The organism is Collinsella sp. TM04-29 (assembly GCF_003466565.1).
Taxonomy (GTDB): domain Bacteria; phylum Actinomycetota; class Coriobacteriia; order Coriobacteriales; family Coriobacteriaceae; genus Collinsella.
Map to the genome: position 1 here is coordinate 113,397 of NZ_QSPW01000002.1, position 15,041 is coordinate 128,437.

A 15,041-nucleotide genomic window follows, 5' to 3' on the forward strand; every position below is an offset into this window, starting at 1 on the left:
CATTGCCGCCGATGTCGGTGCCGTTGACGCGGTGTTTGCGCTGGTTGTGTATGGTGGCGGCGCTGCGGCGTTGACGTTTGAGCGAGGGGATGGGGTGCCCGTGGATATCATGCGAGAGGAATCGGGCAACGAGCCCGTCGCGGCATTCTCGATGTCGCATCCGGCTGTGCCGGCACTCTATATAGTGCTGACGCTGGGGCTCACTATGTTCTCGATGCAGCCGGTACTGATTGCGCTGTCACTTGCGGGCGGGCTGGCGTATGGATTTGCGACGCGTGGGGCTGCCCGCACGTTGGGGGCGCTTCGCTGGCAGCTGCCGGTGATTTTGATTATCGCGCTGGTCAATCCTCTGTTTAGCGCCTCGGGCTCGACGGAGCTGTTCCGTATTGGCATGCGCGCGGTGTATCTGGAGAGCATGGTATACGGCCTGTGCATGGGCGGGCTGTTTGTGGCGAGCGTGCTGTGGTTTGGGGCCGCGGCGTCGATGCTCGAATACGACAAGGTGCTCGCGCTGCTGGGTAATGCCGCACCGGTGATTGCGCTCATGATCTCGATGTGCATGAGGCTTATCCCGCAGTTTTTGCGCCGCGGTCGTACGGTGCTGGCGGTGCAGGATGCGATTGATGTGCCGGGCCGCGCGCCGGCCGACCCCGTACGCTCGCGCCTGCGGGCGTCGAGCGTGTTGATGGGCTGGGGCATGGAAGATTCGCTGGAGCGCGCGGACGCGATGCGCTCGCGCGGGTGGGGTGCCGCGACGCGTCGTACGACGTATGCGCGGTATCGACTGGGGCGCAGCGACATTGCCGCGCTGGTTGGGCTTGCGTTGTTTGGCGTGGCCACGGCGGCAGTGGCGTGGACCGCGACGACGCAGTATTCGTTTTATCCGCAGCTCTCGGTGCCGGCGCCGTGGCCGGGCTATGTCGTGTACGCTGCCTGGATGGTGCTGCCTTGCGCGTTGCATGCGATTGATGAGAAGAGGTTTGGCTGATGTCTCGGTTGGATAGGGGCCCGGTGTCGGGCGCGGCGTGCGGCCCGGATATTCCGGCGATTGAGGTGCAGGGCCTTAGTTTTGCCTATCCCGGGGCCGGGGCACCGGTGCTCGAGGGGCTTGATTGGCGTGTTCCCCAAGGTGCATTTGCGCTGCTTGTTGGCGGTACCGGTTCGGGCAAGTCGACGCTACTGTCGCTGCTCAAGCCCGAGATCGCGCCGGCGGGCGAGCGCACTGGTGATGCGCGCGTGCTGGGCGAGAACGTTGCCGACATGGACGTGCGGGCATCGGCGGAGCGCGTGGGCTATGTGTTCCAGGATCCCGAGAACCAGATCGTGTGCGAAACCGTGTGGCACGAGATGGCGTTTGGCCTGGAAAACTTGGGGCTAGCACGTGATGAGATGCGCCGTCGCGTAGCTGAGACCAGCTATTTCTTTGGTCTGGAGGACTGGCTTCATCGCGATACTGACACGCTTTCGGGTGGTCGCAAACAGTTGCTGTCGTTGGCGGCCGTTCTGGCGCTGCGCCCGCGCGTGCTGCTGCTCGACGAGCCCACGTCTCAGCTCGATCCCGTTGCCGAGAAGAATTTCCTGCACGCGCTGTTTCGTGTGAATCGCGAGCTGGGCTGCACGGTTGTTGTGGCGACGCATCAGCCGCGCCCAATGCTCGAATACGCGACGTGTGCGTACCGGATTGAGGACGGTCGCGTGCGCGAGGTGGCGGATATGGCTTCTTTGGGACGCCGAGAATCGCTGTTTTCCGACGACATGTTGGGGTGGGGTGCCGTCCGATGTGCAAAAAACGGAGTATTCAGCAGGCGTGAGGACAATTTGGGCTCTCTGGAGCCGCCCGGGGACGTATCGAGCGCGAAAAAAAGTTCGGGATTGGACAAATCGTCCGAATTTGTGGCGCAAACGTCGCTCGAGAACGGCTCGGAAGCCTTCCCGCGCACGAATGGAAGCAGAATACTCCAAAAAATGCACGCTGGGTCGGCTACCACCCTGTCGGAAGGCTGGTTTCGCTACGATCGCGCGGGCGGTTGGGTGCTGCGCGGGCTCGATGCGTCGTTTTCGGCTGGCGCGGTGCATGCAGTCGTGGGCGGAAACGGCTGCGGCAAGTCGACGATGCTTTCGGTGCTGGCCAAGACCGCCAAGCTGCAGCGCGGCCGCATGGTGCGCGGAGCGGCCTCGGCGGCGCTGTTGCCTCAGAATCCCAAAGCATTGCTGGTTGCCGAGACGGTTCGCGATGAGCTGATGGAATGGGCCTCGACCTGCGGATATGACGAGAACTTGGCGCGGGAGCGTGCGGCGCAACTGGGATTGGACGGCCTGGAGACGCGTCACCCCTACGACCTCTCGGGCGGACAGCGCCAGCTGCTCGCGCTGGCAAAGCTGCTGCTGATTGGCCCCGAGCTGCTGCTGCTTGACGAGCCCACGAAGGGCTTGGACCTGGAGAGCCGCCGCATCATCGCCCGCGCCCTGCGTGACCATGCGAAGGCTGGCGGCACCGTCATCATGGCTACGCACGATTTGGACTTTGCCGAGCAGGTCGCCGACGACATCGCCATGATGTTCGATGGCGAGATTGCCTGCATGGAGCCCCCGGCCGACTTCTTTGCCGACAACGTGTTTTATAGGGCGTGATGGGATGACGGATTATCGCATCGTGCGCCTACTCGCAAAACTGGAGATACCGCTGCTGCTGGCGGTGCCAGCCGTGATGGCTGCGGCGTTGCTGGCGGGCGTTGAGCAGGCGGCGCTCGCCATGCTTGTCGTGGTGGCGCTGGTGCTTGCGCTGTTCTTTGCAGGCTACGAGGCGTCGCGACCGGGCCTGCGCCAGATTATGCCAACGCTGGTTCTGGCGGCGTTGGCCGCGGCGGGGCGCATCTTGTTTGGCCCCATTCCCGACTTTAAACCCGCGAGTGCCATCGCCATTATCGCGGGGGCGACGCTTGGCCGCCGCAATGGTTTTATGGTTGGCGCGCTGGCGGCGCTGACCAGCAATTTCTTTTTTGGACAGGGCATGTGGACGCCGTGGCAGATGTATGCCTGGGGGCTCGTGGGATACGTTGGCGGTGCGCTGGCGCATGCCGGCGCTTTTGATCGCGCCGATGGCACCGTGCGTATGCTGGCGCTGCTGACCTACGGCTTTGCTTCGGGTTTGCTGTACGGCGTTGTGATCAACGCCTACGACATTATCGGTTTTGTTCAACCGCTCACGTGGGCGGGTGCCATGGCGCGTCTTGCCACCGCCGTACCGTTCGATATCACGCACGGCCTTGCGACCTGCGTGTTTTTGGTCGCCCTGTACAAGCCTTGGTGTCGCCGCATCAACCGAGTCGTCGTGAAGTACGGACTGTAGGGCTGGTTGCGCCGGGGCGGGAATCAATACTGCAGAAGTGCCATTTTAAAACTATGCCGGTTTACGGGGCCAGATTGGCACAAGCAGACCATGCCGGCTATTTTTGAAATAGAGCAAGCCGTTTACCTGCGGTTTTATTATTTCGGAATTGCGTATGGTTGGGGGTTCGCGATTTAGCCCCGTAAACTGGCATAGTTTTGGAATGGCTGGCTGATATGACGGGCGTCGTGACCCTCAAGAGCCAAATTGATCCGTTTTCTTCCGTCTCCAGACGCCCCCGGGGAATCAGCTGAACTCGCCCGCCACGAAATCGGCCTATCTACTACGTTTGGCCCGACACCCCCAAACACAACCGTGTTTTATGAAAAACCGTAGGCTTTCTACCTGCGGTTTTCTTTTTGCGTTGTTCACTGTGGTTGAGGGTGGTGGCTTAAACGTAGTAGATGGGCGTGTTTCGTGGCGGATGGGTCACGCGGATACCCTCACGAGGCCCAAAATGATCCGTTTTCCTCCGTCCCCAGGGGATCAGTTGGGGCTAGAGCTCTAGCGTGAGGGTGACGGGGCAGTGGTCGCTGCCAAAGATGTCGCTGCGGATGCCGGTGTCGCGTACGTTGTCGGCGATTGCGTCGCTTACCAGGAAGTAGTCGATGCGCCAGCCGGCGTTGTTCTTGCGGGCATTAAAGCGATAGCTCCACCAGCTGTAGACGCCCTCGACGTCGGGGTTTGCCGCGCGCCAGGTATCGGTAAAACCGGCGTCGAGCAGCTCGGTAAACTTGCCGCGCTCTTCGTCCGAAAAGCCCGCGTTGCCGCGGTTGGACTTGGGGTTCTTAAGGTCGATCTCCTCGTGCGCCACGTTAAAGTCGCCGCAGGTCACGACGGGCTTGCCGGTCTCGCGTTCAAGCGCGCTCAAAAAGCCGCGATAGGCATCGTCCCAAGCCATGCGCACGTCGATGCGGGCGAGTTCGTTTTGCGCGTTGGGAGTGTAGACATCCACAAACCAGAACTTGTCGAACTCCAGCGCGCAGACGCGGCCCTCGGTTACGGCTTGGGTGACGAGTGCGGCCGCCTTGTCCTCGCCGGCGTAGGGTAACAGCGCGTCGGCGTGCAGCACGCGCAGCGGTTCCTGGCGGCTAAAGACCGCAGTGCCCGAATAGCCTTTACGCTCGGCGTAGCTCCAGGTTTGGTGATAGCCGGGCAGGTCAATATCGACCTGGCCTTCTTGCAACTTGGTCTCTTGCAGCGCCAGGATATCGACGTCGAGTTCTTGCGCGATCTGGATAAAGCTCGGGTCCTTTTTGAGCACGGCGCGCAGGCCGTTGACGTTCCACGAGGCGAAAGTGTAAGTCTGAGGCATGGTGTCCTTTCGACGGGGTTGGCAGGCTTAAGATTAGCGCAACAGGGGCGGGGTGGGCTCCGCGCATGCTGACTTAAAGGTCGCATGCTGGGACATCGCCCGACGCCGCCCGATCAACAAGGACGGAGGGCTCATATGACGCAGGCAATATCGGATCCCAAGCAGGCCTCCGCCGCGCTGGCGGAGCTTTTTGATACCCACAAGCGCGTGGTCTTCTTTGGCGGCGCTGGTGCTTCCACGGCAAGTGGCATCCCCGATTTCCGCAGCGTGGACGGCCTGTATCACCAGCAGTTTGCCTATCCGCCCGAGACCATGCTGTCGCATAGCTTTTACGAGGCGCATCCGGCCGAGTTCTTCGACTTCTACCGCACCAAGATGATCGCGCTTAACGCTAAGCCCAACCGCTGTCACACCAAGCTGGCCGAGCTGGAGCGCGCCGGCAAGCTTGATGCCGTGGTGACGCAAAACATCGACGGCTTGCATCAGATGGCGGGCTCGCAGCGCGTGTTCGAGCTGCACGGATCGGTCCATCGCAACATTTGCCAGTCGTGCGGCGCGGTCTATAGCGCCGAGTGGATTTGCTCGCGCGAGCACGAGGACGCCGCGGGCGTGCCCGTGTGCCCTGCGTGCGGTGGTCGCATCAAGCCCGATGTGGTGCTCTACGAAGAGCCGCTCGACGAGCATGTGTTGACCGGTGCCGTTGCCGCCATCGCCGCGGCCGATGCCCTCATTGTGGGTGGGACCTCGCTCGTGGTGTATCCGGCGGCGGGCCTTACGCGTTACTTTACCGGCGATACGCTGGCCATTTGCAATTTGGCGCCTACCGATCAGGATGCAAATGCCGACCTGCTGATTTCTTGCGACATCGCGGCCGCGTTTGCGTTCTAGCCCGCGTGCGCGGATACAATAGAAAGACTGAGTGCAAAGCGACCCCGCCGCCAGCTCCCCAAGCTCGGCGGCGTGGGCATTTTAGGAGGATGTTCATGGCGAACGACAGCAAGACATGGCGGTGCGGAAAGTATGAGCTCAGCTTTGACCGCCCGCGCATCATGGGCGTCCTCAACGTGACGCCCGATTCGTTTAGCGATGGCGGGGAGCACTTCGACCCGGATGCCGCGATCGAGTACGGCCTGGCGATGCTCGACGCCGGCGCCGACATCATCGACGTGGGCGGTGAGTCCACGCGCCCCGGCTTTACCCCGGTCAATTCCGATGAGGAAGCGCGCCGCGTGCTGCCCGTGGTGCGCGCGCTGGCCAAAGAGGGCGCCATCGTCTCGATTGACACGCGTCATGTGGCGGTTGCCAAGGCGGCCGTGCGCTGCGGCGCCTCGATCGTCAACGACGTGACCGGCTTCACCGACCCCAAGATGGTCGAGTTTGTTAAGACGAGCACCTGCGGCGTCATCGTGATGCATGCCGGCGAGGTCGCCGCGCCCGCGCGCACGCACGCAACGGTGCAGCTCGATACCTCGGCAGCGGCGTTTGTTGCCGAGAAGGCACGCGAAGCGGCTGCCGAGGCCGCGCGCGAGGCCGAGAAGCCGGCCCGTCGCCGTCGCGGCAAGTTGCTGGGCGAGCCTAAGCCGGAGGCCAAGCTTCCGGGCGGCGTGGTGCAGCCCTCGTTGCCGTTTGGCGAACCTGAGCCCGCGACCGAGCCTGCAAGCGAGCAGGAGACGCCGGCCGCCGAGCAGGCTGCTGCTGCCGAGACCGTCGCGCCCGCGCCCGAGGCCACCGAGGCCGCTCCGGAGCCCAATGATCACCTGGCGGCCATGATGCGCCGCAGCGCCCGCCGCGAGGAGGCCTACGTGCCCACCTCGCAGCTCCGCCGCTTCACCCTGCCCGATTCGGCGCCCATCATGCGCCGCGTCATGGGCTTTCTGTCCGACCAGGCCCGCGCGCTCATCCACGCCGGCGTGTCGCGCGACCGCATCTGCATCGATCCCGGTCCGGGCTTTGGCAAGACGGCCAACGAGGACATCGTCATCCAGCGCGAGACTGCCAAGATGGCGTCACTGGGCTATCCGCTCATGTGCGCCGTATCGCGCAAGCGCTTTGTGGGCGCCGTCTCGGGCGTGACCGAGGCCGCCGAGCGCGATGCCGCTACGTTTGGCGTGTGCCTGGGCGCCATCCAGGCCGGTGCCAACATCGTGCGCGTGCACGACGCCGCGGGCTTTGCGCAGTTCCTGAACGGCTACTGGGCGGTTGCCAAGCCGCAGCCGCGCCGCGCGTTTGTGGCCGTGGGCTCCAACCTGGGGCATCGCTGTGACAACATCCGCGCCGCACGCGACATGATCGCCGAGATTCCACTCACCTGCGTGTCCAACTCCTCCAAGATCTACGAGAGCGAGCCGGCCTACGAGACGCGCCAGGACGCGTTTGCCAACGCCGTCATCGAGATTAAGACCGAGCTGGCGCCGTTGGTGCTGCTCGACGAGCTCATGAAGATCGAGGCCGAGCTGGGTCGCGACCGCTCCAAAAAGGCCAAGGCCAACGGTCCGCGCACCATCGACTTGGACCTGCTGTGGATGGACGGCGAGACCCACGGCGGCAAAAAGCTGCGCCTGCCGCATCCGCTGATCGGCGAGCGTGACTTTGTGCTGGTGCCGCTCGAGGACCTGATGCACGACCCGGCGCGGTTCTTCCGCTATAACGGTGTCGAGGTCAAGGAACCCGAGGATCGCGTGGGCCATATCGTGGGCGAATTGGGGCGTATGTAGATGATCGAGATGAATGCTGTTGTCGCCGGTACCGAGCTCGACGCGGCGCGTGACGCGGGCCGCGAGGGCGTGTCCGCGGGCTGGTGCGCGTGGAGCGTGGGCGATGCTTCGCTGACGTTTTCGCTGGTTGTGCGCCCCGATGTGAACATGCATGCCTTCCACGGCCTGCCGTTTGTGGCCGCGATGGGCATGATGGACGCGCTCGTGGGCACGGCTTCGACGCCGGGGTTGGGCCTTGCCGGTAAAGTGGGTATCCAGTGGCCGAGCGATATCGTGTGCGGTGCGCCTGCGTTTGAGGCGTCGCTCGCGCGTGTTGCCGTGAACGGCGGTGCCGGTGCTGCGGGCATGTTTGCCGCGGTGACGGTTGATATTGAGCGTGCGGCGCTGGGTGAGCTTGGCGTGGATATGGCAGATGAGGCGCTGATCGAGGCATTGGCCGCCGCTGTGCTGACCCGCGTTGACGCCTGGGCGGTTGCCGCCAACACGCCGCAGGGCGCTGCCGGCCCGCTGGCTCCGGTGCTGGGCGAGTACTTTGACATGGTGCCACTGCTGGGTCGTCAGGTCGCGGCGGTGTCGCCCAACGGCTTGCCGCTCGCAGTCGGTGTGTTTGCGGGCCTGGACATCTGGGGCCGCGCGACCATCAAGACCGATGCCGGCGAGCAGGAGTTTCCGCCCGAGGCCGTACGGATTCGCGGACTGTAACGCGAGGCGCCCGCGCTCAAAGATAACGATGACAACGAAGCCCTCTTCGGCCTGTGCCGGGGAGGGTTTCGCCTATCTGGTGAATGGGTTGCCAGCGCCCTATTCCTCAAAATTGAAAATTTTTCAGTTTTGAGGAATAGGCTTGGCGAACGTTTGCGGGGCTGTGACATCGGGCGTGCTCGACTTAAGCCCCTGCTCTATCCCAGCTCCTGCATGCGGCGGTAGATTTCGCAGATGCCCTTGATGGTGAGTTGGCCGTCGACCACGTCGAAGGCGTCGGTCGAATCGGCGACGATGCCGGCGAGACCGCCCGTGGCGATAACGGTGGCATCCTCGCGGCCCAGCTCGCGCTTCATGCGCGCGACCAGGCCCTCGGCCATGGCGGCAGCGCCCACCACGGCGCCGACCTTAATGCACTCCTCGGTATCGCGACCGATGGTGTGCTCGGGCGCCTCGAGCGGCACGCTGGCGAGCTTGGCGGCTCGGGTGGCAAGCGCGTCCATGGAGATGCGGATGCCCGGCGCGATCGCCCCACCAATGTAATAACCGTCCTCATCGATGACGTCGATATTGGTCGCGGTGCCAAAGTCCACCACGATTGCCGGCGCGCCGTAGAAAGTCTCGGCCGCAACGGCGTTGGCGACGCGGTCGGCGCCCACGGCCTGGGGGCGCGCCGCGCGCAGCTTGGTCACGGCGGCCGTCTGCGGCCCGATGACGATGGCGTCCGCGGCAATGCGGTCGGCTACGGCGTGCCACTCGCGCGAGAGCTGCGGCACCACGCCCGCAAAGGCGATCGCGTCAACCGCATCGAGCGAGAGGCCGTACATCTTAAAGAAACCCATCAGGCGCACGTGGATCTCGTCGGCGGTATAGGAGCGATCGGTGGGCATACGCCACGACTGCACCAGCTCGTCTCCGTCAAACAGGCCCATGGCCGTCTGCGTATTTCCCATATCGATAGCGAGCAGCATGTCTACTCCCGGTGTTGGCATAAAAGGACGCGCACCATTGTATACGTGCCGTCGACGGCGCTCGGCTGCGATTCGTTTACGGTGATAGGGGCTGAGGGGTTTAAATATGAAGGAATTATGCTCTACGAGATTTTCCTTGCCGTTTACCGAACTCCCGCGTAATATTCTTTCTTGCGCACATGAGGCGCCCAGACATTGCGGGGTGGAGCAGTCTGGTAGCTCGCCGGGCTCATAACCCGGAGGTCGTAGGTTCAAATCCTGCCCCCGCGACCAAGAACTTGCAGCTCGGAAGCAAAATTGCTTCCGAGCTTTTTCTTTATCGGTTTACCTTGCGGGTGAATTGCGGGTGAATCCTGAGTCAATTTATTATGTGAAGCAGATAAACCATTGATAATCGCGGACCGGTCGGCTTGACTTATCGACCGATAAACTCCAATTGGGAGGAGTCCCGGCGGTCCTTAGCTAAAATAGTGACGTCTGAATAACAACAAGGGAGTCGCTATATGAAGACCGTCTACGATGCCCTTGACCCTATCGTCAACGGGTCGGCAACGACCAAGGAGAAGGGCGACAAGTACGAGGCGGCCTGCGTTTACTATCTCAAGAACGACCCCTTCTACGTGCTGTTCCTTTCCCGTGTCGGGACGATAACCCAGGCACCCGAATGGGATAACAGTTTGTTCTAAGGGAAAGGAAGCCGTATGGCGAAAAAGGGATATATCTTCTGGGACAGCGAGACGGCGAATCCCCAGCAGAGGATATGCCAGGTCGCTTATATCCTCACGGATCTTGAGGGAAACTGCCTGGGCGACCCGGTTTGCCGGGTGATCAATCCTGAGAGCGAGATTGGTTGGTGGAGTAGGTCTCATCTGGAAATCGATTGGGACTCACTGGACGACATGCCGACCTTTGTCCGCTTCTGGGAGGATGCCGGTCTGGCGGATTTGCTGCGAGACCACATCCTGGTCGCGCATAACGCCAACGGCGCCGACATCCACCACATCAAGAAGAGTCTGGCTGCCTACGACATCGAAATGCCCGAGATCGAAGTAATCGATACGATGCTGGTGGCGAAGCAGAAGGGTCTGCCCGGAGCGCTTGTCGACCTCTGCGAGCATTACGGCGTGCATCTTGATAGCCACCACGATGCCATGAGCGACGCCGAGGCGTGCCTTGGGGTTTTCCGTGGGCTGGTCGGCGAGTTCGGTGCGCTCGAGCCCGCCGTTTGGGCTCCGAATGCCTCCTCCCATCATGGCCGCAAGCGTGTTTTCACGGGCTTGGGACTGGTGAACGGGTCGCAGGAAACCATCGAAGAGGTTTTGGCGAAAGCCGAGGAGGCGGGCCACAGGGGCGATCCGGGCGAAATCACTGATCCGGTCGGACTCAAGGTGAAGGTATCCGGCGTTACTCCGGGCTACAATCGCGATGAGATCCTTGCCGCACTTAAGGAATGCGGGATGAAAGCGACCGATGGCAAGCCCGCGCAGAGCACGAAGTACCTCGCAATAGGCGACAACGTGGGACGAAGCAAGCTCGACGCAGTTTTCAGCGGCAACTCGCAGGCAAAAATCGTCACGACGGGCGAGTTGCTTGAGGTCATGAACCGATTTGGCAAGGCGGAATAGAAGGGAAGGCTCGATATGGCCGTCAATTTGAAAACCGTAAAAGACACGGTGAATCTTGCAGCGGGGGTTTTAGCCGCCGCCGGGGTTGTCGATGGGGCAAAGCAGCTCGGTTTCGATGTCGATGGAGCCGTGAAAAGCGCTGCCGACGGGGCAACCAACGGCGCGCGTGCTGTTGCCGACGGCATCGGCAAGGGATTTGGTGCGGCGGCGGAAGGCGTCGGCGCGGCAGCCGGCGCGTTGGGGGATGCCACGAAGGCGTTCCAGGACTCAAGGGCCGCCGCGGAGGCTCGCAAGAAGATCGATGCCGCCAGGCAATCAATATTTGAAGGCGCGTCGACGGTGATGCCCCTGCACGAGTTCATCTGCCAGCAGGTCAAAGCCTCCGAAGCTGCGTTCAACGGCTACGATATGCCCGGCTGCTATCTCATCGCGACATACCGCAGGCATGACCACGATAAGAACTTCAGCGACTATCTCGGAATATACGTGGGGTCAAGTGAGCGTATGGCGGACGATATCGCGTCCATACCTACGCGATTGGGCGATCCGGATGTCTACGCTGACTACAAGTACCGACAAAACATTTTGCTATTCGTGTATCCGTGCGAGCTGAAGGACGTCGACGAACGTCGTGGGCTCCTGCTGCGTTCGTTTGACGGCGAGAGGCTCTACAACGGCACTGGATTATCGGTCGAGAGGGCGGCGGATGAAGACCTATAACCTGGACACCATCCATAAGGTCCCCCTGCGCGAGGTGTGGCCGCATGAGGCCCACGACTTCACCAAGTGGCTGGCCGAGGAGCAGAACCTCGCAACCCTCGGGACGGCGGTCGGAATCGAGCTCGAGCTCATAGAGACGGAGTCCTCGGTCGGATCGTTCAACGTGGACATCTACGCGCAGGAGTCCGGTACGGGCCGCAAGGTGATCATCGAGAACCAGCTCGAGGACACCAACCACGACCATCTCGGCAAGGTGATCACGTACGCCGCCGGCAAGGGCGCCGAGGTCGTCATCTGGGTCGTGGCGCGCGCCCGCGACGAGCACCGCCAGGCCATCGAGTGGCTCAACCAGCACACCGACAGCGACTTCGGGTTCTTCCTGGTCGAGGTCGAGCTCTGGAAGATCGGGGACTCCCTGCCCGCCCCGCGCTTCGGCGTGGTCGAGCAGCCGAACGAGTGGACCAAGACCGTGAAGCTCTCCGAGGGGCTCAGCGAGACCGAAAAGGTCAAGCTGGCGTACTGGACGGCCTACCGCGATGTGGCGGGCGGCCATCCGGAGTTCCTCAAGGAGTTCAGCCCGCAGAAGCCCAGCAAGGACCATTGGTCGACGCTTCGCCTGGGGGTCTCGGCATACCATCTCGCCCTGCTCATCGATACGCAAAGGGGCCGCACGGGCATCGAGCTGTACGTGGACGACGACAAGGAGATCGGGCACCGCGCCATCGCCAACAGCGGGGTCTTCGAGGAGCACCTCGGGCTGACAGCGGCACCCTTCGATGCGAAAAAGGCATCGGGGCTGCGCTTCTACAAGGCGGGCCACCCCATCAAGGGCCACCAGGACGCATGGCCGGGGTACATCGAGGAGCAGCTCGGATGGGCCCTCGAGATGAAAAAAATAATCGCGGAGATCGAGCTCTAAAAAATGCCCCGGCAGTAAATTGCCGGGGCGTTTCTTATTGACGTGATTTAGCACTGGCCGTTTCGGTCCGAATGCGCCGCTCGGTTTCTTCGAGGTCCCTGACGATCCTCCCCAGCGCCATGCGGTAATGCGCGAAGACCGGGTCCTCCTTACCGAATCGGTCCTCGCAGCAGAAAAGCATCGACTCATGAAGGCAAGTGAGCTCGTAAATGATGTCTTCGAGTTCCATGCGACTCCTTTCAAAAAGTAAATAGGGCCTTAAATGGTATCGATGTTGGACGCGGGCTGCCGGCGTCCGCCGTGAATCGGCCACGGCTCCGCGGCCGGGTGGCACCTCCGCTACGCCGCGTCAAGGGGGCCCATGAGACCCCGCACAAACCTCCGCTCCGCTCCGGTTGGTGGAGGTCGTCATGGACCTCCCTTGACCCGTCTTCACTCCGGTGCGGCTTTGCAGGGAGCAAAGCCGACGACGACGCGCGGCGTCGCCATTCGGCTTTGCCCGCAGGGGCGAGATGTTGAGGGCCACGTGCCCGGAACGGAGGAAGACATGCAGCAGCTGATGACCGTGGAAATCGCCAAGACGGTGCCGGGGCTCTATGGGCAGGACGGGGCGGAGGACCCCACGGTCTACGCCCACTACTTCTCGTGCGTGAACGGATGGGACTGGTGGCTGCTCGAGTTCGACGGCACGGACGAGGCGTTCGGCCTCGTCGAGGGCTACGACGACGAGCTCGGCTACTTCAGCATCAAGGAGATGGCCGAGCTGAACCGCCAGATGGGGTTCGCCGCCGTCGAGCGCGACGAGCACTTCTCCCCGAAGCCGCTCAGCGCCGTCAGGAGGAGGTAGCCGCATGGTCACGGTCGAGTTCGACTCCATGGGCGAGGCGGTCCGCCTCGCCCTCGTGGCCGGGGAGTACGTGGGCGGCGGCCTGGCCGTCCTCCTCCTCGACGCCACGGACCCGCGTTCCGAGGGCTACATGGCCGGGTGGGGCGTGCTCACGGCGAACGTGCCGTCGGCGGCCGAGTGGTGCCGCGGGCACGGCAACATCGCCATCGACGCCGCGGTCCCCGCGGCGCTCATCGAGGCGCTCGAGGCCGCCGGCTTGCTTCGCATGGCCGTCCGCTCGGTGGCGTCCGGGATGGCCCGCTACCCGCTGGCCACGGTCGCCGGGCACGCCCTCGACGGCATGGGCGGCCTGAGCGAGACCCTCGAGGAGGCTCTCGGCTCGACGGTCGTCGTCGAGTACGAGTCGGGCGGCGACGGCGGCGCGTTCGAGGTGGGGACCGCACCGGCGGGTTCGGCCGCGCTCGAGCGCCTCATCGCCGCCGCGAGGTCCGAGGCCGACGCGTTGGCGGTCGCCGGCGGATGGGCTGCCGTCCGGGTCGGTTTCGGGGACGCCGAGACCATCGACTGCGAGACGGGCCGGACGGTTTACGTCGCGGGGTGAAATGGGAGGAGGGCGCGGGCGCGGTCCGGATGGGCCGCGCTTTTCCTTTCCCGGGGATGCGGAACTCCCACCGTCCAAGTGCCTTGGACGGTGGGAGCTGGATACGACGATATACTGCGCGTGCAACGGGGACACGCGCCTCCTTTTCGGTTGACTCCACCAGTTCGTACAGAGACTTTTCGATTTCCCGCTTTGATTTGGAGGTCTGTAATTCCATATTTCTGGAATACGGCACGAGGCTGAGCTTCGAAATCGCGTCTTGCGTCGGTAGATTGTTCCGCGTCCGCGACCAGTTTTTCAAGGGTGCTAAGCTGGGACTGTATTGAGAGTTCGTTTAGGTGGTTCACATTGTCCATAGCGGTGACCACCAATGTTGAATAGCTGTCTTGAAAGACTGTGTATTTATACTTGATTTAAGGCGGAGTGGAATGTGAGCGCGCAAGGAGATGCGGAATCGATGAGAGCCTCAAAAAAATTACCGCAGTGTTATCATCCTTCATCCTCTCTATTCTTCCATTTCTGATTCTATGGGCGGCTTGGTCAGTCCTCCCTGATACAATTCCCGCTCATTGGAGTGGGGGTGTGGTTGATCGATGGGGTAATAAGCTTGAATTGCTGGTTGTTCCGCTGTTTTCTCTGATTGGTTCTATTGCAATTTCTGTGTACCTTATTGTTTCCACGCGGCGAAGAGAGTTCGCGGATTTCTCTGTTCGAATGCGACGGGACTTTGTTGCGTGCTATATTTCTAGCCTTCTTTTATCGACAACCTGCTCAGTGATAATTGTCGTTTGGGTTCAGTTGATTCTTGCGCAAAACACCGCGGTTGATGGGGGACTTGGACTATCGATCCTGTATTCCCTTCCCGGGCTATATGTGATCTTGTGCGCCTTGCCGCCTTTTTATGCGAGCGGCGAGAGCAAAAAGGCAGAGCGCCTGATAACAGTTCTTATTGGCGGCGCGGAGATTGTTTTTTGTGGAATAGTGCTTGAAGGTTCGGCTGCCTCTTATGCGATGATTGGACTGATGATTCTGTTCTGTGCGTTTGAGATTGTGTCACAGGTAAGGGATAGCCGGTCCTTATGAGCAGGATAAGGGCGCACTACGGGCGCCCGGGATTTTGCGGCGCAACTCGGCGTGCCGAGTTCGTTTCCGCTGGTAGCGTGGAAAGATAAACCGAAAGACCGCCACGGCCCGCCGTCATACGCGCCTCGCGCGCCGTATGACGGCGGGCCGTTTTCG

16 protein-coding genes and 1 tRNA gene are annotated in these 15,041 nt (G+C 62.1%); 14 read left to right on the forward strand and 3 right to left on the reverse strand.

What is annotated here, in order from left to right:
* Positions 1-31: 31 nt before the first annotated feature.
* From DXD39_RS06100 to DXD39_RS06110, 3 genes are read left to right on the forward strand one after another with little or no spacing between them, the layout of a single operon-like run.
* Entirely contained in the window at positions 32-988 is a 957-nt protein-coding gene (locus tag DXD39_RS06100) for an energy-coupling factor transporter transmembrane component T (RefSeq protein ID WP_233541124.1), read from the forward strand.
* Positions 988-2,631, forward strand: coding sequence for an ABC transporter ATP-binding protein (locus DXD39_RS06105; protein WP_117803484.1), 1,644 nt, complete (start codon positions 988-990; stop codon positions 2,629-2,631). The genes DXD39_RS06100 and DXD39_RS06105 overlap by 1 nt, the downstream gene beginning before the upstream one ends.
* Positions 2,632-2,635: 4 nt before the next feature.
* The gene (locus DXD39_RS06110; RefSeq protein ID WP_117803485.1) at positions 2,636-3,349 is read left to right on the forward strand and encodes a DUF6580 family putative transport protein; all 714 of its coding nucleotides are present in this window, start codon (positions 2,636-2,638) and stop codon (positions 3,347-3,349) included.
* Between the two features lie 535 nt (positions 3,350-3,884).
* Here DXD39_RS06110 and DXD39_RS06115 read toward each other — a convergent pair.
* Positions 3,885-4,703, reverse strand: a complete 819-nt coding sequence (locus DXD39_RS06115; RefSeq protein ID WP_117803486.1) for an exodeoxyribonuclease III — start codon at positions 4,701-4,703, stop codon at positions 3,885-3,887.
* A 135-nt stretch (positions 4,704-4,838) separates the two neighbouring features.
* On the opposite strand from DXD39_RS06115, the gene DXD39_RS06120 reads away from it, so the two are divergent.
* From DXD39_RS06120 to DXD39_RS06130, 3 genes are all read left to right on the forward strand, one after another.
* Entirely contained in the window at positions 4,839-5,591 is a 753-nt protein-coding gene (locus DXD39_RS06120; RefSeq protein ID WP_117803487.1) for an NAD-dependent protein deacylase, read from the forward strand.
* A gap of 95 nt (positions 5,592-5,686) precedes the next feature.
* Positions 5,687-7,417: a dihydropteroate synthase gene (gene folP, locus DXD39_RS06125; protein WP_117803488.1), complete on the forward strand. Its 1,731-nt coding sequence runs from the start codon at positions 5,687-5,689 to the stop codon at positions 7,415-7,417.
* Complete coding sequence (locus DXD39_RS06130) at positions 7,418-8,119, forward strand: hypothetical protein (protein ID WP_117759348.1); 702 nt, start codon at positions 7,418-7,420, stop codon at positions 8,117-8,119.
* A gap of 197 nt (positions 8,120-8,316) precedes the next feature.
* Here DXD39_RS06130 and DXD39_RS06135 read toward each other — a convergent pair whose 3' ends face one another.
* Complete coding sequence (locus DXD39_RS06135; RefSeq protein ID WP_158565460.1) at positions 8,317-9,090, reverse strand: type III pantothenate kinase; 774 nt, start codon at positions 9,088-9,090, stop codon at positions 8,317-8,319.
* 196 nt (positions 9,091-9,286) lie between these two features.
* Between DXD39_RS06135 and DXD39_RS06140 the strand changes: the two genes are divergently transcribed.
* The 5 genes from DXD39_RS06140 to DXD39_RS06160 all read left to right on the forward strand — a co-directional run bounded on the left by DXD39_RS06140 (position 9,287) and on the right by DXD39_RS06160 (position 12,354).
* Positions 9,287-9,363, forward strand: a tRNA-Met gene (locus DXD39_RS06140).
* 230 nt (positions 9,364-9,593) lie between these two features.
* On the forward strand, positions 9,594-9,776 hold the full coding sequence (locus DXD39_RS06145; protein WP_117803490.1) for a hypothetical protein: 183 nt from the start codon (positions 9,594-9,596) through the stop codon (positions 9,774-9,776).
* A 15-nt stretch (positions 9,777-9,791) separates the two neighbouring features.
* Positions 9,792-10,715 (forward strand): exonuclease domain-containing protein, encoded by a 924-nt coding sequence (locus tag DXD39_RS06150; protein ID WP_117776606.1) that lies wholly within the window; start codon positions 9,792-9,794, stop codon positions 10,713-10,715.
* A 15-nt stretch (positions 10,716-10,730) separates the two neighbouring features.
* Complete coding sequence (locus DXD39_RS06155; RefSeq protein ID WP_117641069.1) at positions 10,731-11,435, forward strand: hypothetical protein; 705 nt, start codon at positions 10,731-10,733, stop codon at positions 11,433-11,435.
* A complete protein-coding gene (locus DXD39_RS06160; protein ID WP_117641068.1) occupies positions 11,422-12,354 on the forward strand; it encodes a DUF4268 domain-containing protein in 933 nt (310 codons plus the stop codon). Before DXD39_RS06155 ends, DXD39_RS06160 begins: the two co-directional genes overlap by 14 nt.
* A gap of 34 nt (positions 12,355-12,388) precedes the next feature.
* Here the strand turns inward: DXD39_RS06160 and DXD39_RS06165 are convergent, their stop codons facing one another.
* Positions 12,389-12,583: a hypothetical protein gene (locus DXD39_RS06165; RefSeq protein ID WP_117776608.1), complete on the reverse strand. Its 195-nt coding sequence runs from the start codon at positions 12,581-12,583 to the stop codon at positions 12,389-12,391.
* A gap of 318 nt (positions 12,584-12,901) precedes the next feature.
* Between DXD39_RS06165 and DXD39_RS10170 the strand changes: the two genes are divergently transcribed.
* The 3 genes from DXD39_RS10170 (at position 12,902) to DXD39_RS06180 (ending at position 14,885) form a co-directional block, all read left to right on the forward strand.
* Entirely contained in the window at positions 12,902-13,201 is a 300-nt protein-coding gene (locus DXD39_RS10170; protein ID WP_158549349.1) for a DUF2958 domain-containing protein, read from the forward strand.
* Between the two features lie 4 nt (positions 13,202-13,205).
* Entirely contained in the window at positions 13,206-13,802 is a 597-nt protein-coding gene (locus tag DXD39_RS06175) for a hypothetical protein (protein ID WP_117776610.1), read from the forward strand.
* 483 nt (positions 13,803-14,285) lie between these two features.
* Positions 14,286-14,885, forward strand: a complete 600-nt coding sequence (locus tag DXD39_RS06180) for a DUF1648 domain-containing protein (protein ID WP_255413572.1) — start codon at positions 14,286-14,288, stop codon at positions 14,883-14,885.
* The last annotated feature ends 156 nt before the right edge of the window (positions 14,886-15,041 follow it).